Here is an 18,018-nt window from a genome sequence, read left to right as displayed (position 1 = left end):
ACGTGCATGTTGATTCTTTGGCTGCCCACGACAGCAAACCTGGAAGAAGGGAGTACGGCTCGTACCGCGTGGTTGCGCGTCGATGATGGAGTAATTGTCGATTCGGGACAAGATGATGGCTGGACCGATAGTTGGGAACATCCCGACGATGGCCGTGCCGACGCCATAAGGTTGATCGCACTCGCCCCTGCCGCCGATGTGCCGCTGCGCTGGTACCATTTTCCCGAAGCGACACCCGCGCAGGCGGCTGTAGCCGCTCGCGTCGACATATTGAAGGACAGCCTAGGCGATCCCGCCGCGCTGCATGTCGCTGCGGGGCAACCCGCCGATGCGGGGCAGGCGGTTCCGGTTGCCATTACTACACACCCCGCGATGACCGCTTGGACGGCTTGGCTTGCCGATCAAGGGCTGACGGCCGACGTGATTATTCCCGCAGCCGCTATCGTGCCGCCGCCGGAACCCGGATCGCTGTGGGTGGCGGAGTGCGGCGGCGAGCAGATCATTCGCAGCGAAGATCGCGCCTATGCTTCCGACCTCGAATTGGATGCGCTAATCGCCGCCGGGCGTCCTGTCATGCCACTTGATACCGATCGGATGCGCACGGCATTGTTGCTTTCGCTTGCTGCACCGCCGCTCGATCTTCTCTCCGGCGCATGGAAACCGAAGCGGACCTGGGTGGTCGACCCCGCGATGGCGCGGCTGGCGAAGCAATTGGCGGCAGCGTTGATGGTCGTCAGCCTGTTGATCCCGATCGTTTACGCGCTGCGCCTGTCGTCCGATACCCGGCGTGCCGATGCAGCAGCTGTGGTGACGGCGGAAAAGGCAGGCGTAGCCGCCACCGATGCGGCTGCCGCGGAGGCAGAACTTGACCGGCGCCTTGCTGCTGTGGGCGGTGGGCCGCTCGCTTTTTCTGTGCCAGCATCGGCGTTGTACGATGCTCTGAGGGATACGCCGGGCGTATCCTTGAAGACAATGTCGCACCGCACCGACGGGACGCTGACGACCACGCTCGCGGCACCGCGGGTCGAGGATATCAACGCGGTGCTGATCGCGATCCAGGCGCGTGGTTACCGTATCACGGCACAGCCGATGGCGGGCAATGACGGACAACAAATGGCCAATGTGACGATCCGGGCGGTGCCATGATGGACGGCGCGAAAAACTGGTGGATCGCCCTGTCACGGCGAGAGCAGTGGCTGGTCGGCATCGCGGGCGGACTGACCCTTGCGGTGCTTGCCTGGGCATTTGCGCGTCCGCTTTATGCCGCTTTCGTTGATCTGGAAGTGCAGCACCGCGCCGCCGTCGAACGCGAAGGGCGCGTTGCGGCCAAGGTGCAATTGCTAGCCCAGCGTCCTGCCAAAGCGGTCGCCGCGGCAGTCGATGCAGTCGCGATAGATCAATATCTGGTACAATCGGCTGGTGAGATAGGCCTGACGCTTGATCGCAATGAGGCGCGGGGGGCGCATGTCGCGGCCATCGCCATCGCGACCGCGAAAGCACCCGTTCTGACGGACTGGCTTGCTTCGCTGGAGGCGCAGGGTTTTGTCGTCGATCAACTCACTATCACCCCGGCAGCCGACGGTACCGTCGGGATGACCGCCGAACTGCGAAAGGACGGACAATGAGAGTGCCGCGCGGTCGCTGGATCGCCGCCGGGTTGGTCCTTGCGCTGTCGTTGATTGTTGCGACCTTTCCGATGCGGCTTGCGCTCGGCTGGTCGGGGGCCGGCGATGCGGGGATCACGGCGCGCGCCGTTCACGGGTCGGTGTGGTCGGGCGAACTGGCCGACGCGCGTCTCGGCGTATTGCCGCTTGGTACCGTGCACGCCAGCCTGTCGCCTCTGGCGTTGTTGACCGGGCGTGTCGAACTGATCTTTGCGCGCGCTGACGAACGGCTTGGTGCGCTTACCGGGCGGTTGCACGGCAGCCATCCGCGCGGCGTATCGGACGTACAGGGTGCGACGATGCTGATCGGCGGGCTGGGCGTGATCCCTCTCGACACGCTGCGCTTCGAAGGCGCGACGGCGCGCTTCAACGGGGCAGGAAAATGTGTCGAGGCGGGCGGGCGTCTGCAGCTCGTGATCGCTGCCCCGATCGCCGGACTCGACCTGTCGCGCGGGCTGTCGGGGCCACTGTCTTGCGTGGGTGGGCGCGTGCAGGCAGCTCTGGCCAGCCAGTCGGGTATGGAAAGACTGACGTTGGCCTTTGACGGCAAGGGAGCGTATCGCGCCCGCCTTGCGATCAATGTCGATCGCGACCCTGCGATGGCCGCCGCGCTTGCCGCCATGGGGTTCAAGGCCGGGACCGGTGGTTTTGTGCTGACGACAACGGGCCGTTTCTGACATGCTCGATCTTGGCGCTCTGCCCTATGGTGCGGGCGTCCTTCTTGCCGCATTGATCGGCTTAATCCTTGGCAGTTTCATTGCGACGCTGGTATTGCGTTGGCCAGCCGGGCGCTCGGTGCGTGGCAGATCCTGTTGTGACGGTTGCGGGCGCGTGCTGGGGCTACGCGACCTGATCCCGGTCCTATCGGCTGCCGTCCAGCGTGGGCGTTGTCGCTGCTGCGGCAGTCCCATTGACCCTTTTCATAGCCGCGTCGAATGGACGGCGGCGGCACTAGGCGCCACTGCTGTCGCGTTGATGCCCGGTGTGGCCGGTTGGTTGTGGGCCCTGTTCGGCTGGCTGCTGTTGCCGCTCGCACTGCTCGATGCGCGCCATTTCTGGTTACCGGACCGGCTCAACCTGTTGCTGGCGCTTGCCGGCCTGTTGCTCGCCGGGCCTATGCTCGGCATGTCGCTGCTTGATCGCTGGATCGGCGCGGTGGTCGGTGGTGCGGCGCTCGCCGCAATTGCCTGGGTGTATCGGCGTCAGCGTGGTGGCGATGGTATGGGGGGCGGTGATCCAAAACTGGTTGCGGCGGTTGGGGCTTGGACGGGTTGGCAAGTACTGCCGCTCATATTGCTGCTCGCCAGCTTGGGCGGCATCATCTGGGCGCTTGTCACCCAAAGAAAAGGGGACCGATCGCTAGGCCAGCGACGGGTCCCCTTCGGTGTTTTTGCCTGCTCCGCTGCCTGGGTAGCGGTGCCTTTTTGGCCGTTGCTCAGCGGCCGATAACGACCGTCACCGCGCGGCGGTTCTGGGCATAAGCCTCCTCTGTCGAACCAAGAGCGGCCGGGCGTTCCTTGCCATAGCTCAGCACCTGGATACGCGACGGATCAACGCCCAGCGAGGCCAGATAATTTTTAGCAGCATTGGCGCGTCGTTCACCGAGCGCGATATTATAATCGCGGGTGCCGCGTTCGTCGGCATGCCCTTCTAGCGTGACGCGCACTGCGGGGTTGCGCTGCAACCACTGCGCTTGGCTGCGAAGTGTCGCTTGGTCCTCGGCATCGACATTATACTGGTCGAAGCCAAAGAAAATGCGGTCGGACGATACGCTCGCGACAAAGTCTTCCTGCGAACCCGGCACAACGCCGGTGCCGGTTCCCGTATCGGTGCCCGTTCCGGTTTCGGTCCCGGTGGGCGGCGGCGGAAGATCGTCCGGCGCCTTCTTGGCGCAGGCGCCAACGGCAAGCATGGTGATCGCCGCGATCATTGCGGTGGTTTTACGTATCGTCATCTTTTCCGTCCTCTGCTTGTTGCGGTTTGACTGGTGATCGGGCGGGATTAACCCATGTTGAATGCGCTAATGGAACCCCGTGGATTTCCTTTGGTTCCCGTCGTTTCCCGGGGATCAGGGAAGGATGGGGCCCCAGCTCGGGTCTGACCCGTCCTGCGGCGTCGGCAGGCGCCGCAGGTTTACGCCGGTCAAATCGACCTGCCACAGGCTGGACTTGCCCTCGCGGCCCGGCGTGGTGCGGAAAAACTGAATCACGCGGCCGTTCGGCGACCAGGTTGGGGCCTCGTCCTGCCAGCTGTTGGTCAGCATCCGGACGCCGCCTCCCGACGGTGTCATCACACCAACACGGAATTCGCCGCCACCCAGCCGAGTAAAGGCGATCAGGTCGCCGCGCGGCGACCATTCGGGTGTTGCGTAACGCCCGCCGCCAAAGCTGATCCGGCGCTGATCTGATCCGTCGATGTTCATCGTGTAAAGCTGCTGGCTTCCCGACCGATCGCTTTCGAAAACGATCTTCCTGCCATCGGGAGAAAAGCTGCCGCCGACGTCGATACCCGGTGCGCTGGTCAGCCGTACCGGCGTGCCGCCGTCGGCCGAGACACGATAGATATCGGTGTTTCCACCGACCGCCATCGAATACAGGATTTGCCTGCCATCGGGGGACCAGCGCGGTGCAAAGGTCGTGTTCCCGCTTTCGGTCACAAGCTTCTGCGTTCCCGCCGTGACGTCATAGATGAACACGCGGACGCGGTTGTTCAAATAGCTGACATAGACGATCTTTTTGTAGTCGGGTGAAAAGCGCGGGCTGATGGCCAGCGCCTGGCCGTTGGTGATGAAACGGTGATTGCCCCCGTCTGAATCCATGATCGCAAGGCGTTTGGTACGGTTCCCCTTGGGACCGCTTTCCGCGACATAGGCAACACGACTGTCGAAGAAGGGAGCTTCGCCCGATAGTCGCGAATAAATGGCGTCGGCGCATTTATGCGCGGCGCGGCGCCAGTCGCCGGGCTGGATTTCGAACCCTTGCCGGACAAGCTCGCTACCCAGCGCGGTGTCGTAGAGATAGCATCCGACGATCAGTCCGCCGGTGCCGTTGGCCCGCACAAAGCCGTGGACGACATTTTCGGCGTTGCGTGCCTGCCAGTCGGCAAAGCGCGGCGCCGTGACTTCGCCCATGGTAATCGCGCGGACGCTACCGGGACCGAGCGGAGCGTAAAGACCGCTGCGTTCAAGGTCCGATGCGATCACTTCGGCGATCTGGCGTCCCAGGCTGTCGGTGCGCAGGCCCGCTACATTCTGAACCTCGGGGGTGGCGAGCGCCGGAATGGCGACGACCGTGCGATCTTGCGATAGCGTGCCTTCGATGGTTTCGCGCGGTTCCGACGTGCTGGTGATCGCGGGTGGAGCAGGAGCATTCACCTCCTGCGCCAGAGCGGGCGTTACGGCGAAGGCCAGTGCGAGGGTCAGGGTGATTGGACGGAGCATCTCGCTTACCTCTTGATGAAATCGAGCGTGTAATTCTGCCAGAAGTCGTAATTGTCTTCCGGCAGGTCGAAGGGGGCGGAAAGTTCGACCGCACGTTTGGCACATTCCTGATGCCGCTGAATCTGGAATTTGTTGCTTTCATTATCGCCGCTGGTCGTGACACTGGTGAAGCCCGCCAACGTACCACTACGAGTGAGGCGAAATTTGACGACGGTTTTCAACTGATCGACATCGACCCCGCTGACGCGGCAGCTGTTCCAGCGCGGAGCAACAGCAGATTTTATACTGACGTCGATCGACCGTTTCACCTCGGCCGCGGTCGCCGCAGCGGGGGCGCCCTTGCTTGCCGGGGTTTTGGGCTGCGTTTTCGAAAGCCCTTCGGCGATGCCGTCGAGCCGTCCTGTCGGCCGAGTGGTCCGATCCTTCGCTGATGGCGCTTTCGGTGTTGCCTTGGGCTGACTCTTCTGCGCGGGCGGCGCCTGCTTCTTCGGCGGCGTCGGGGGTGGGCGTTTGACCTGTTTGGGCGCCGGGGCCGGATTCGGCCGCACGATGGGATCGGGGATCGGCGGAGCGGGTGTCGGGACGGGGGCAGGGGCGGCGATGTCGTTGGTGAACTCTTCGCCCAAGCGTGCAGCGGGTGGGCTTTCGCTGATGATCGGGGCGGTCGAGATCGGGGCGGTCTCGGCGATCAGATCGACTTCCATCGGCGGGTTATCGAACCGGCGTTCACCGGCTGTCCATTGCACCGACAATAGACCGATCACGACGACATGGAGCGCGACCGCAACGGCGACGCCCCTCCTTTCCGTTCCCCAAGATGCACGTGCGGCTGCCATCATCCGTGCCTAGGGCTCATTGTCTGAACCGGTTGTGACCATCGAGATGCGGGTCAGTCCGGCGCGATTGAGTTCGCCCATCACCCAGGCGACCCGGCCGAACAGCAAAGCTTTGTCGGCGCGCAGCATGATCTGGCGCGGCCGTTCATTCTGTTCATCGGCGCGTGCGATCGCGTCGAGCCGTGCGGGCAGCGCGGCTTCACTCACCTCATCCTCGCCGATATAGATCGTCTCGTCGGCGGTGATCGACAGCTGGATCGGCTCCTGTTCCTCATTGTCCATCGGCTTTGCCCGGCTTTCAGGCAGGTTTACCGGAACGGCAGACGCCAGCATCGGTGCGGTGATCATGAAAATGATCAACAGCACCAGCATCACATCGACCAGCGGCGTGACGTTGATTTCCGACATCGGCGCGCGTTGGCGCCCGCGCCCACGCCGCGTACTGCCACCGCCGCCCGAGGGTCCGGTCATGGCCATCAGCCTTCGACCTCCAGTTCGCGGCTGAAGGTTGCGTGCAGCCCGTCGGCAAAGCGACCGAGCCGCGATTCAAGCCGATTCAGCCGCTGCGAGAAGCTGTTATAGGCAATCACCGCGGGAATGGCGGCAAACAGGCCGATGGCGGTCGCAAACAGCGCCTCTGCAATGCCCGGTGCGACGACGGCAAGGCTGCTGTTGTTCTCCGCCGCAATCGCGGTGAAGCTGCGCATGATACCCCAGACGGTGCCGAACAGGCCCACAAAGGGGGCAACCGACCCGATGGTTGCCAGGGCGCCAATCTTGTCGGCCAGCTTGTCGATCTCGCCCGCGATGGCGCTATTCATGGCGATGCCCAGTCGTTCGCGGGTGCCGTCGCGATCGACCCGCTTTCCGGTAGTAGAGCGGCGCCATTCCGATATACCCGCAGCCAGTACCTTGGCGCTCGGCAGTTCTTCGCGGCCGTTTTCGTCATAGAATTTGTCGATGTTGCCGGCGCGCCAGAAATCACGCTCAAACCGTTCGGAAGCGCCCATCAGCTTGCCGACGCCGCGCCCGTGCCCAATGATGACTGCCCAAACATAGATCGACGCCAGCAACAGGCCGATCATCACGGCCTTCACGACCCAGTCGGCTTGCATAAACAGCGCGATGGGGGACAGGGTCGCCGCGTCGGCGGCCAGCGAGATATTGTCTAGCAAGGGAAATTCTCTCCATTCATGATCGCGGTGAACCGTCCGACCCAATCATCTGGCTGGCGGCGCGGCCGGCCGCCGGGAGACAGGAAGGCTGCGGTGACTTGCCCATCCGTAAGCGTTTCGGGGCTTAACGTATCATGACCGCGAAGGATGCGTTGCGCGATAATTACGCTGGCTCCGCGAACGGCTTCGACAGTGCTGACCACCAGCAGGTCATCATCGAGCCTTGCCGGGCGACGGTATTTGATGGAAAGGTCGGTGACGGCCCAGGCACCTTCGCCGGCTTCCATCGCTGCGCGCTGGTCTATTCCGGCAAGTCGCAGCATGTCAGAGCGTGCTCGCTCCATGAAACGCAGATAATTGGCGTGATAGACGATGCCCGACAGGTCGGTGTCTTCGAAATAGACGCGCGCGCGATAATGATGCGCGGTCCCGACGAAGGCGCCGGGGACGAAAGGGGGAGGCATTTGCGTCATCGCCGCGATGGATAGCGAGCTAACGACTCGTCGCAAAGAGGATTAACGCGGGTTCGTCGCAGCCAAGCGACGTTTGACGGAAATCCATCTACTTTCCTTGGTCGAACAATCCGTCTTGCGCTCCGGCCGGGGGATTGAGCCCCAGATGCTTCCAGGCTGCTGCGTTCAGCGTGCGGCCGCGTGCGGTGCGTGCAATCAGTCCGATTTGCAGTAGATAGGGTTCGATCACATCCTCGATCGTGTCGCGCGGTTCGGACAGGCCAGCGGCAAGCGTTTCGACGCCGACCGGGCCGCCGCGATAAATGTCGGCGATCATGGTCAGATAGCGGCGGTCCATGGCATCGAGCCCGAGTGCGTCAACCTCCAACCGGTTGAGCGCGGCATCGGCGGCAGAACGGTCGACCACCGCATGACCCGCGACATGCGCAAAATCGCGCACGCGGCGTAGCAGACGACCCGCGATACGCGGCGTTCCGCGCGCGCGTCGGGCAATCTCCAGGGCTCCATCAGGCGCAATCGCCAGACCGAGCAGCCGCGCGGCGCGGGTGATGACCTGTTCGAGTTCGGCATGGGTGTAGAAATTGAGTCGCACCGGAATCCCGAAGCGGTCGCGCAGCGGCGTTGTCAGCAGGCCCTGCCGCGTGGTGGCTCCGACCAGCGTGAATTGCGGCAGGTCGATGCGCACGCTACGCGCCGACGGCCCCTCGCCGATCATGATGTCGAGGGCACGGTCTTCCATCGCGGGATAGAGGATTTCCTCGACTGCGGGCGAAAGCCGATGGATTTCATCGATGAACAGGACGTCGCCGTCCTCGAGGTTGGTGAGCAGTGCGGCAAGGTCGCCCGCCTTCGCGATCACCGGGCCAGAGGTGGAACGAAAGCCGACGCCCAACTCCTTGGCGACAATCTGGGCCAGCGTGGTTTTACCCAGCCCTGGCGGCCCATAGAAAAGTACATGGTCGAGTGCATCGGCGCGTGCCTTTGCTGCTTCGATGAAAATCCGCAAATTTTCACGCGCTGCTGCCTGCCCCACAAATTCGGTCAGTGACTTTGGCCGCAGCGCTGCGTCGGCATCTTCGGGAGTGCGGATGGGAGTGGTGAGGTCGGTCACGGGGGAGTTCTACACCTTTGCCCCGCAAGGGCGAAGAAAATGGGGCTTTGCCGCCGCGATCGGCCGGGCGAAGCTGACGGCCGCGGGATGGAGGGCGTTCTTTACCCGACCGCTCATTTCGCAGCCTTTTTGAGCGCCAGTCGGACAAGTCCGTCCAATGTTGCACCTGACCCCAACTCTTCACTTGCCGCTGCGACTGCGGCGCTGGCTTCGGCGGGCTTGAAACCAAGGCCGGTGAGGGCGGCAACGGCGTCGCCGAGGGGGCCGGTGGTCGTGGACAGGACTGGCCCCGAACCCGCTATTCCGCCGAGGGCGCCAGCCTTGTCTTTCAATTCGTGGGTTATCCGCTGCGCGAGCTTTGGTCCGACCCCATTGGCGCGCGCGATCATCGCGCTCTCACCGCTCGCGAGCGCGCGTTGCAGGTCGGCGATCTCGAGGACCGAGAGGATCGCGAGGGCAACCTTTGCACCCACGCCCTGAACACTGGTGAGAAGACGGAACCAGTCGCGTTCCTCGGCACGGGCGAAGCCCAGTAGCCGCAGGAAATCTTCGCCTACCAGCATCTCTGTATGGATGGTAACCTCACCACCAACCGCGCCGAGCGCGTCCAGGGTGCGCGCCGACGCCTCGACCAGATAACCCACGCCGCCGACATCGATCACCGCATGGCCTGCGCCGCTGCTATCCAGCTTTCCCTTGAGTTTCGCGATCATGAAACATGCCTAGCGCGGCAGGAATGAAAAGGGAACAAATTTGCGTGTACCGAAAAGTCAGGCGCGGCGGCGATGATTGGCATGGCAGATCGCCACCGCCAGGGCATCGGCCGCATCGGCGCCCACCACCTTCGCGCCCGGCAGCAGGATACGTAGCATGGCCTGTACCTGCTCCTTTGCTGCGCTGCCGGTGCCGACGATCGCCTTCTTGACGAGGCGCGGGGCATATTCGGCCACCGTCAAGCCGCCGCGCGCACAGGCTAGCAGAGAAACGCCCCGTGCGTGCGCGAGCTTCAGCGTTGATTGGGGGTTGTCGTTGACGAACACTTCCTCGACGGCGGCCGCCGTCGGTGCGTGATCGACAATCACCGCCGTTAGCACGGTATCGAGATACGCTAGTCGGTCGGGCAGGGGGGTCTTGGCGTCGGTCTTGACCTGCCCGTTGGCGATGTGGATCAGGCGGCTGCCGTCGACACGGATGATGCCCCAGCCGGTACAACTGAGCGATGGATCGAGACCCAGGATGATCATGTCAGAAAACCCTCCCGCTTGCGGGCTGGGGTTGGGGCGGGCTGGCGGCGTGCCGTGCATCGGCCCACCCCCGGCCCCTCCCGCAAGCGGGAGGGGAGGGGTTTGTCACCCAAGTTTTTCCATCACGGCGTCGGGGATTTCGTAATTGCCCCAAACGGTCTGGACATCGTCGTCGTCGTCGAGTGTGTCGATCAGTTTGAATAAAGTCTGGGCGACGTTTTCGTCCGCGACTTCGCTTTTCAGCGTTGGACGCCACGCGAGTTTCACGCCTTCGGCTTCACCCAGTTTGCCTTCCAGGGCCTTGGCCACTTCGTGCAGGCTGTCGATGCTGGTCCAGATGTCATGTCCATCCTCGGACGATTCGACATCGTCGGCGCCGGCATCCAGCGCGGCTTCGAACACCGTGTCGGCATCGCCCGCGGCGGCAGGATAGTTTATCAGGCCCAGCCGGTCGAAGCCGTGACTGACGCTGCCTGACGTACCCAGATTTCCACCATTTTTCGAAAAGGCGGTGCGCACGTTGGTTGCGGTGCGGTTGCGGTTGTCGGTCAGCGCTTCGACGATCAGCGACACGCCGCCGGGGCCATAGCCCTCGTAGCGGATTTCCTCGTAATTGTCGCCTTCGCCGCCGCTCGCCTTGTCGATCGCGCGCTGGATATTATCCTTGGGCATCGACTGCGCCTTCGCGGCGTTCACGGCTGCGCGCAGGCGCGCATTGGCGTCAGGATCGGGCAGACCCATTTTTGCCGCCACGGTGATTTCGCGGCTGAGCTTGGAGAAAAGGGCGCTGCGCTTTTTATCCTGCGCGCCCTTGCGGTGCATGATGTTTTTGAATTTGCTATGGCCGGCCACGGCCTACCTCCATCACATATGGAAAATTGTGGCGCCGCCCTAGCGCGTGCAGGCTTTCGAGACAACCGCGCCTGTCAGAGGACGACAGCCGTGCCGCTTGCCGACACCATCAGCATCGATCCATTCTGGCCGAGTACTTCGTAGTCGATGTCGACACCCACCACGGCGTTGCCCCCGAGCCGTGCGGCTTCGGCTTCCATCTCGCCCAATGCTTCCTTGCGGGCGCGGGCTAGCACATCTTCATATTTTCCTGAACGGCCGCCGACGATGTCGGTGATGCTCGCGAACAGGTCACGGAAGAGGTTCGCGCCGACGATCACCTCGCCGGTGACGATGCCTAGATACTCGCGGACCGGGCGACCCTCTACCGCGTTGGTGGTGGTGCTGAACATCATTCCGTCTCCTGTTCTGAACGGGTGGTGTATCAGGCGATACCGAGCGCCGATTTGTAAACGTCGAGGATGGCTTCCATTTCCTTGCGGTCATGGACGGGCATTTTGCGCAGGCGGACGATCTGGCGCATGATCTTGGGATCATATCCCTGCGATTTCGATTCCAGATAGACGTCGCGGATATCGTCGGCGATGCCTTTTTTCTCTTCTTCGAGCCGCTCGATACGCTCGATGAAAAGGCGCAGTTGTTCGTCGGACACAGTGGCTTCGCTCATTTTTTACTCCGCAGGTGAATGAATGGGGTGGCGCAAGAATCGCCTCGGGCGATCCCCTAGCGAGGTCCGGGATTCTTGGCCATGCTTTCTTCCATCCGGCGCAACTGTTCCGCGGTGGCGGGTGTCTGAAAACGCGCCTTCCACTCCGCATTTGGCATGCCGTGGACGATGGCGCGCCCGGTTTCCCTGTCAAGTTCCGCCGCTTCGGCGACCCAGTCCCCCAAGCAATTGCGACAGAATCCGGCCAAACCCATCAGATCGATATTGGCCGCGTCGTGGCGGTGCTGAAGCAGGCGGACGAGACGGCGAAAGGCCGCTGCTGCGGCCGCATCGTCGAGGGCGTCAAGCGTATCGTTCGGCTCGTTATGTTCTTCGCTGCATGCCATGATATCTGCCCCGCTGATCGCCCAGGTGAATGTGAATAGCTATACGGTGGTTGCCTTGACGCAAGCAACGCGCCATGCCCCGTGCATATTCAGGACCATATTTCTAGCGGAGCATTTGTGGCGCATATCTTTACCCCCCGCCAGCGCAAGGTGCGCATATTGGCGACCCTTGGTCCTGCGAGTGCCAATGCTGAAATGATTGCGGCGCTTCATCGCGCTGGTGCCGACGCCTTTCGCGTCAATATGAGTCATGGCGACCATGCTGGTCACGCCAAGGTGATCGCCGCGATCCGTGCGCTCGAGAAGGACACAGGGCGCCCGACGACGATCCTGGTCGATCTGCAAGGGCCGAAGCTACGCGTCGGGACGTTTAGGGACGGGCCGGCCGATCTCGTGAAGGGCAAGGGGTTCGCGCTCGATGCCGATCCGGCGCCAGGCGATGCAACGCGCGTTCACTTGCCGCATCCCGAGCTGTTCGCCGCGCTGGAGCAAGGCACCCGCCTGCTGATCGACGATGGCAAGCTGGTATTGCGCGTGCAGAGCGTCAGTGCCGACCGGATCGACACGATCGTCGAGGTTGGCGGCCGGATTTCGGATCGTAAGGGGGTCAATGTCCCCGATGTCGTGGTTCCGCTTGCCGCGCTGACCGAAAAGGACCGCAAGGATCTGACCTTTGCATTGGAGCAGCAGGTCGATTGGATCGCGCTGTCGTTCGTTCAGCGGCCGGAGGATGTCGCCGAGGCGCGGCGCCTGATCGGTGGCAAGGCGGCGCTGCTCGTCAAGTTCGAAAAGCCGTCGGGCGTGGCCCGGATGGAAGAGATACTGGAACTCGCCGACGCGGCCATGGTCGCGCGCGGTGATCTTGGTGTAGAGCTGCCGCCCGAAGCTGTGCCTCCGCTGCAAAAGCGGATTGTTGCCACGGCGCGGCGGATGGGCAAGCCGGTGGTGGTCGCGACCCAGATGCTCGAATCGATGATCGTCTCGCCCTCGCCGACGCGCGCCGAGGTGTCCGACGTTGCAACAGCCGTCTATGACGGCGCTGATGCGATCATGCTGTCGGCCGAAACCGCCGCCGGGGCGTGGCCGGTCGAGGCAGTGACGATGATGGATTCGATCGCCCGCTCGGTGGAGAGCGATCCCGATTATTTCCGCCGCCTGCATTTCACCGAAACCGCGCCCGACGCCACAACCGCCGATGCGCTGGCAGAAGCGGCGGGCGGTATCATCACGACGATTGCCGCCGATGCGATCATCTGTTTCACCGCGTCGGGATCGACCGCGCGGCGGGTGGCGCGCGAGCGCCCGGGGGCGCCCTTGCTCGTGCTGACCCCGCGTCGGGAAGCGGCGCGTCGCATGGGCCTTCTGTGGGGCGCGCACGCGGTTCCGACCAAGGATATCGGCAGCTTTGAAGAGATGATTGCCAAGGGCAAGCGCATGGCGCTGCGGCACGGCATCGGCAATGCGGGTTCCAAGTTGGTCATGATGGCGGGCGTTCCCTTTGGCACGCCGGGATCGACCAATGTGCTGCATGTCGCCACGCTGACCGGTGATGAGTTGAAGGGCTATAACTGACGCAGTGATGTATGTCGCGAATCCGGTCCGCCGCGCTGCGTTGGGCCGGATCGATTCAAATCGGCACAAAAGTTACCGGACGATTCAGAAAATTTTCGAGCTGATTCAGAACGGGACGCTTAAAAATGGTAAACGCTCTTTGCACCATTGACGGCGCGGGCCATAGTCTTGGACATGGGATGCGTTGATGCTCGCGACGGCGCGCGCATTCGCAAGTCCGGAGGTTTCATTCGCGTGTCGGCACCGTTTCGTTTTCCTCGATTCTTTGTGACCAGTCCCGCTCCATGCCCCTATATTGAGGGCAAGACCGAGCGGAAGGTTTTCACCGAACTGAGCGGGAATAACGCAAATGAGTTGAACGATGCGCTGGGCCGCATCGGCTTTCGACGCAGCCAGTCGGTTGCGTATCGCCCAAGCTGCGCCGATTGCAGCGCTTGCGTCTCGGTGCGTGTCTGTGCGGGCGCGTTCCGACCCAGCAATTCCCAAAAGCGAACGATCCGCCGCAACCGCGATCTTGTCGCCTCCGCCTGCAAGCCGTGGGCCACTGAAGAGCAATATACGCTGCTGCGCGCCTATCTCGGCTCGCGCCACCCGAACGGCGGAATGGCCGACATGGACGAACAGGATTTCGCCGACATGGTCGAGCAGACTCCCGTCGATTCCTACATGATCGAATATCGGGAACCGACAACGGACGGCGGCCGCGGGCGTCTTGTCGGCTGCTGCCTCACGGACCGTCAAGGCGACGGGCTGTCGATGATTTACAGCTTCTTCGATTCTCATCACCCCCTGCGTGAAGGGCTCGGCACTTACATCATCGCAGACCATATTCAGCGCGCGGCGCATGCCGGGCTTCCATACGTCTATCTCGGATACTGGATCGAAGGGTCCACGCGCATGGCCTATAAGGCCCGTTTCCGTCCGCTAGAACGGCTTGGGCCGGATGGCTGGGCGCCTTTCGATCCGGCGGCGTCGGACAAGATTGCGGCGCTGTTGGAACTCGCCTGATCCGGTTGGCACCCCAAAGAGAGCGCGGCTTTCCGGCGGGGTTGTCCCACCAGCCGAACCTCTTTGTTCAGCGGCGGTTGACCTTATCCCGCTTTCAAGGGCATAGCCTTGCGCTGAGGACGTGAAGTCCGGGTCGCATCCAAGGTAATGATCGTCCAGGGGTGGGCGATTAGGGGGAAGGGATGCCCGTGAAAACGGTTGGCTGCATCATGACTGGCGCATTTTCGGGGCTGTGGCCTTCAAAAGGTGCGCGCTCGTGACCGAACCTGTAAAGGTCGCGATCATCGGTTCGGGTCCGGCTGGTCTCAGCGCGGCCGCCCGCGCAGCGCAGTTGGGTCTAACCCATGTGCTGCTCGAAAAGACCGATCATCTGTCCGATACCATCTTCAAATATCAGAAGGGCAAGCGCGTCCTGGCAACGCCGGAAAGGCTCGACCTTCGGTCCGACTGCCGATTTGCCGAGGGCGCGCGTGAGCATATCCTCGCCAATTGGGACGAGGATGCTGCCGTTAACAAGGTCAATGTCGCCTATCACGCCGAAGTGGTCGAAGTAACTGGCGCCAAAGGAGCTTTCCAGATCAGGACGGCAAAGGGTGACACGATCGCCGCCGAACATATCGTCCTTGCCATTGGAACCCAGGGCAATCCAAACCGGCTGCGCTGTCCCGGCAATGAACTGCCGCACATCATCTATCAGGTTGATGATCCAGAGGATTTCAAGGATCAGCATATCACCGTCGTCGGGTCGGGCGATGCGGGGATCGAGAATGCGCTCGGCGTTGCCGAAGAGGCGCTGGAAAATACCGTCACCATCCTGAATCGCTCAAAGGATTTTGCGCGCGCTAAGGCAAAAAACGTCTCGGATATGATGGAGGCGGGAGAAAATGGTTTCCTTTCTATCCGTACCGAAACTCAGCCGAAAGCGGTCGAAGCCGGTTGGCTGACGCTTGAAACGCCGTCCGGTGATGAGAGGATTGAGTGCGATGTCATCGTTGCGCGCCTAGGCTCTGTTGCGCCGCGCGCTTTCGTCGAAGCGATGGGGATCGAATTCACGGGACCGGATCGAGAGGCTTTTCCAAAGCTTTCGCCGACCTTTGAAACGACCGTGCCGGGCATCTATGTCATCGGTGCGCTCGCGGGCTATCCGCTGATCAAGCATTGCATGAACCAGGGCTATGACGTCGTCGAGTTCATCAATGGCAACAGCGCGCTGACTCCTGCGGACGAAAAGGACCTGGCGGCGATTTTTGCCGAGCTTCCTGGACGACGCTCGGTCAGCGAGTGGCTGGAATATCTGCGTGAGCGGGTTCGTATCTTTGCCGATGTCTCGCCGCTTCAGATGCGCGAGTTCATGCTGGATTCGAAGGTTGGTTTCTATCGCACGGGCGACGTGGTGTTTGAAAAGGACGAGCCGGGATCGTCATTGTTCGCGATTGCCGATGGGCATGCACTGGTCGAGGTGGGGCCGGGCGTTACGGTTCCGATCGAGGAAGGCTCGATTTTTGGCGAAGTTGGATTGATTTCCGGACGCAAGCGGGGCGCGACGATCCGTGCGGGCGCCGACGCCATCTTCGTCGAAATGTCGCGCACCGCGGCGCTGAAGCTGATGGCGGCGGTGCCTGGGGCCAAACGCGTTATCAATCGCATCTCGCTCGAGCGCCAGTTGCTTCAGATATTCAAGGGCGGGTTGACGGTCGAAGACCTCGGGCAAGTGGTTGACGAGGCGGAGGTGGTCCGCGTGCCGGCCGGCAAGGTCGTGCTCCAGGAAGGGGACGAGGGCGACGACGTTTATGTCATCCGCTCCGGTTCGATGGTGGTGGAAAAGGACATTGGCGGAAAGCCGATTTTCCTCCGATATTTGCCTGCTGGCAGCTATTTCGGCGAAATGGCTGTGCTGAGTGGCGAGCGCCGCAATGCGACGGTAAAAGCTGCGGTGGGCAGCGAAGTGATCAAGCTGACCGGTGCGGGTTTCAAGGCGATGCTGGCGGCGCGGCCGCAGGTGCGCGAGGCGACGGAAAAGGCGGTTGCGGAGCGCGCCGCGATGAACAGCTTTATCGAATCCCGCAAAGCCAGCTATTCGAGCGCGGTCGACCTCTATTCGGATACCGCAAGCTTCATCATGAAGGAGGGGTTGGGCGAAGCCACCGATGCGTTGCTTATCGACGAAAATCTGTGTGTAGGCTGCGACAATTGCGAAAAGGCCTGCGCCGACAGCCACGAAGGATTGTCGCGGCTCGATCGCGAGGCGGGCAAGAGCTTTGCCCATCTCCACGTGCCGACCAGCTGCCGTCACTGCGAGCACCCGCATTGCATGGCCGATTGTCCGCCCAACGTCATTCATCGCGGTCCTGACGGCGAAGTATTCATGGAACCCGGCTGCATCGGCTGCGGCAATTGTATGCGCAACTGCCCCTATGGCGTGATCCGCATGGAGGCCTCACCTCCCCCGCGACCTGGCCTTTTGAGCTGGCTGTTGCTGGCGAGGGGGCCAGGCCCGGGGGAGCCCTCGCCGAAATGGACCAAAAAGCAGCTGGGTGATGAAAAGCCGAAGAAAATTGCCGTGAAATGCGACATGTGCAAGGGGATCGCGGGTGGTCCAGCTTGTGTTCGTGCCTGTCCGACCGGAGCGGCAATTCGCGTATCGCCCGAAGAGTTTCTTTCGATCGCCCGACTGGAAGAGGAGGCGCCTTGATGGCCAGCCTCTTTCAGCGTCGCCGCAACAGAGCGACCCAGGTCGAGCGCGTCCGCGAACGGCGCCATGAGGGCTTTTTGCGCTACGCCGGGTTTCGCTGGGCCAAGATTTCCGGGGCACTTTGCCTGTTTGTTATCATTGGTTACGCGCTTATTGACGTGACGCCGCGGCATAATGGCGGCAGCTGGTATGGCTATACGCTGGGTACGATCGGGGCCCTTCTTATCATATGGCTGACGGCGCTCGGTTATCGCAAGCGCAGGATGACCAGCGATTATTGGTCGCTGAAGGCCTGGACCTCTGCGCATGTCTATCTTGGGCTCAGTCTGATCGTCATCGGAACGTGGCACACGGGGTTCCAGCTTGGCTGGAATGTTCATACACTCGCTTGGGCGCTGATGATGCTCGTCATTCTGTCGGGCCTTTTTGGCGTGATCGTCTATGCGACCCTGCCGCAGGCGTTGTCGAACAATCGCGATCAGATGACCCAGATGCAGATGCTGGAGGCGATCCGCGCTTTCGACCGCCAATTGCACAGCGCGGCGCAGCCGCTCGATCCGGAAGATACAGCACCTGTGCTCGCGGCCCTGGATGAAGATCCTTTTGCCGGCGGTATCGGAGCGCGGCTCAGCGGTCGCTACCCACGTTGCGCCACGGCCGCCGCCTATCGCACGCTATCCGCCTCACGCGGCGGTAATGCCGAAGCACGTACCAAGGTTATAGGCTTGTTGGGGCAGAAACAGGCTGCGCTCGCGCGGTTGCGCGCGCATTTGCGATTGCGTGCGTTACTCGAAATCTGGCTCTATGTGCATGTGCCGCTGACCTTTGCGCTGATTGCGGCGCTATCGGCGCATATCATCAGCGTTTTCTTTTACTGGTAAGGCAAGGGAGAGGGGACC

21 protein-coding genes are annotated in these 18,018 nt (G+C 62.3%); 8 read left to right on the top strand and 13 right to left on the bottom strand.

The annotated features are described in order from the left end of the window. The first annotated feature begins 6 nt into the window (after window positions 1-6). From gspL to U0S50_RS13310, 4 genes are read left to right on the top strand one after another with little or no spacing between them, the layout of a single operon-like run. The gene (gspL, locus tag U0S50_RS13325) at window positions 7-1,146 is read left to right on the top strand and encodes a type II secretion system protein GspL (protein WP_322309241.1); all 1,140 of its coding nucleotides are present in this window, start codon (window positions 7-9) and stop codon (window positions 1,144-1,146) included. Further along, window positions 1,143-1,625 (top strand): type II secretion system protein GspM, encoded by a 483-nt coding sequence (gspM, locus tag U0S50_RS13320; RefSeq protein WP_322309240.1) that lies wholly within the window; start codon window positions 1,143-1,145, stop codon window positions 1,623-1,625. The genes gspL and gspM overlap by 4 nt, the downstream gene beginning before the upstream one ends. After that, window positions 1,622-2,341: a type II secretion system protein N gene (gspN, locus tag U0S50_RS13315; protein WP_322309239.1), complete on the top strand. Its 720-nt coding sequence runs from the start codon at window positions 1,622-1,624 to the stop codon at window positions 2,339-2,341. The genes gspM and gspN overlap by 4 nt, the downstream gene beginning before the upstream one ends. A 1-nt stretch (window position 2,342) precedes the next feature. Further along, window positions 2,343-3,113: a prepilin peptidase gene (locus tag U0S50_RS13310; RefSeq protein WP_322309238.1), complete on the top strand. Its 771-nt coding sequence runs from the start codon at window positions 2,343-2,345 to the stop codon at window positions 3,111-3,113. Here U0S50_RS13310 and pal read toward each other — a convergent pair. The 13 genes from pal to U0S50_RS13245 form a co-directional block, all read right to left on the bottom strand. Continuing rightward, complete coding sequence (gene pal, locus U0S50_RS13305) at window positions 3,100-3,618, bottom strand: peptidoglycan-associated lipoprotein Pal (RefSeq protein WP_322309237.1); 519 nt, start codon at window positions 3,616-3,618, stop codon at window positions 3,100-3,102. The two genes, U0S50_RS13310 and pal, sit on opposite strands and share 14 nt — an antisense overlap. Before the next feature lie 114 nt (window positions 3,619-3,732). Then, complete coding sequence (tolB, locus tag U0S50_RS13300) at window positions 3,733-5,103, bottom strand: Tol-Pal system beta propeller repeat protein TolB (RefSeq protein WP_322309236.1); 1,371 nt, start codon at window positions 5,101-5,103, stop codon at window positions 3,733-3,735. Window positions 5,104-5,108: 5 nt separating this feature from the next. After that, complete coding sequence (locus tag U0S50_RS13295; protein ID WP_322309235.1) at window positions 5,109-5,942, bottom strand: hypothetical protein; 834 nt, start codon at window positions 5,940-5,942, stop codon at window positions 5,109-5,111. A 6-nt stretch (window positions 5,943-5,948) separates the two neighbouring features. Further along, on the bottom strand, window positions 5,949-6,416 hold the full coding sequence (locus U0S50_RS13290) for an ExbD/TolR family protein (RefSeq protein ID WP_322309234.1): 468 nt from the start codon (window positions 6,414-6,416) through the stop codon (window positions 5,949-5,951). Further along, on the bottom strand, window positions 6,416-7,054 hold the full coding sequence (tolQ, locus tag U0S50_RS13285; protein ID WP_322309268.1) for a protein TolQ: 639 nt from the start codon (window positions 7,052-7,054) through the stop codon (window positions 6,416-6,418). Before tolQ ends, U0S50_RS13290 begins: the two co-directional genes overlap by 1 nt. Window positions 7,055-7,107: 53 nt before the next feature. Then, complete coding sequence (locus tag U0S50_RS13280; RefSeq protein WP_322309233.1) at window positions 7,108-7,587, bottom strand: YbgC/FadM family acyl-CoA thioesterase; 480 nt, start codon at window positions 7,585-7,587, stop codon at window positions 7,108-7,110. An 88-nt stretch (window positions 7,588-7,675) separates the two neighbouring features. Next, on the bottom strand, window positions 7,676-8,698 hold the full coding sequence (ruvB, locus tag U0S50_RS13275) for a Holliday junction branch migration DNA helicase RuvB (RefSeq protein WP_322309232.1): 1,023 nt from the start codon (window positions 8,696-8,698) through the stop codon (window positions 7,676-7,678). Between the two features lie 113 nt (window positions 8,699-8,811). Then, window positions 8,812-9,411: a Holliday junction branch migration protein RuvA gene (gene ruvA, locus U0S50_RS13270; protein ID WP_322309231.1), complete on the bottom strand. Its 600-nt coding sequence runs from the start codon at window positions 9,409-9,411 to the stop codon at window positions 8,812-8,814. A 57-nt stretch (window positions 9,412-9,468) separates the two neighbouring features. Continuing rightward, window positions 9,469-9,942: a crossover junction endodeoxyribonuclease RuvC gene (gene ruvC, locus U0S50_RS13265; RefSeq protein WP_322309230.1), complete on the bottom strand. Its 474-nt coding sequence runs from the start codon at window positions 9,940-9,942 to the stop codon at window positions 9,469-9,471. Between the two features lie 105 nt (window positions 9,943-10,047). Further along, window positions 10,048-10,794, bottom strand: a complete 747-nt coding sequence (locus U0S50_RS13260) for a YebC/PmpR family DNA-binding transcriptional regulator (protein WP_322309229.1) — start codon at window positions 10,792-10,794, stop codon at window positions 10,048-10,050. Window positions 10,795-10,868: 74 nt separating this feature from the next. Then, entirely contained in the window at window positions 10,869-11,186 is a 318-nt protein-coding gene (locus tag U0S50_RS13255; protein WP_322309267.1) for a YbjQ family protein, read from the bottom strand. 32 nt (window positions 11,187-11,218) lie between these two features. Then, a complete protein-coding gene (locus U0S50_RS13250; RefSeq protein ID WP_058814959.1) occupies window positions 11,219-11,461 on the bottom strand; it encodes a DUF2312 domain-containing protein in 243 nt (80 codons plus the stop codon). Window positions 11,462-11,517: 56 nt separating this feature from the next. After that, window positions 11,518-11,847 carry a DUF1244 domain-containing protein gene (locus U0S50_RS13245; protein WP_322309228.1) on the bottom strand — a complete coding sequence of 110 codons (330 nt, stop codon included), beginning with the start codon at window positions 11,845-11,847 and terminating at the stop codon, window positions 11,518-11,520. 117 nt (window positions 11,848-11,964) lie between these two features. On the opposite strand from U0S50_RS13245, the gene pyk reads away from it, so the two are divergent. The 4 genes from pyk to U0S50_RS13225 all read left to right on the top strand — a co-directional run bounded on the left by pyk (window position 11,965) and on the right by U0S50_RS13225 (window position 18,000). Further along, window positions 11,965-13,419: a pyruvate kinase gene (gene pyk / locus U0S50_RS13240; RefSeq protein WP_322309227.1), complete on the top strand. Its 1,455-nt coding sequence runs from the start codon at window positions 11,965-11,967 to the stop codon at window positions 13,417-13,419. A gap of 234 nt (window positions 13,420-13,653) precedes the next feature. Further along, the gene (locus tag U0S50_RS13235) at window positions 13,654-14,427 is read left to right on the top strand and encodes an arginyltransferase (protein WP_322309266.1); all 774 of its coding nucleotides are present in this window, start codon (window positions 13,654-13,656) and stop codon (window positions 14,425-14,427) included. Between the two features lie 256 nt (window positions 14,428-14,683). Continuing rightward, window positions 14,684-17,119 carry an NAD(P)-binding domain-containing protein gene (locus tag U0S50_RS13230; protein WP_322309226.1) on the top strand — a complete coding sequence of 812 codons (2,436 nt, stop codon included), beginning with the start codon at window positions 14,684-14,686 and terminating at the stop codon, window positions 17,117-17,119. Beyond that, window positions 17,119-18,000 (top strand): hypothetical protein, encoded by an 882-nt coding sequence (locus U0S50_RS13225; RefSeq protein ID WP_322309225.1) that lies wholly within the window; start codon window positions 17,119-17,121, stop codon window positions 17,998-18,000. Before U0S50_RS13230 ends, U0S50_RS13225 begins: the two co-directional genes overlap by 1 nt. The last annotated feature ends 18 nt before the right edge of the window (window positions 18,001-18,018 follow it).

This window comes from Sphingopyxis sp., from assembly GCF_034380315.1.
GTDB lineage: Bacteria > Pseudomonadota > Alphaproteobacteria > Sphingomonadales > Sphingomonadaceae > Sphingopyxis.
The sequence above is the reverse complement of the archived record's forward strand: the minus strand, read 5'-3'. Positions and strand labels throughout refer to the sequence as shown.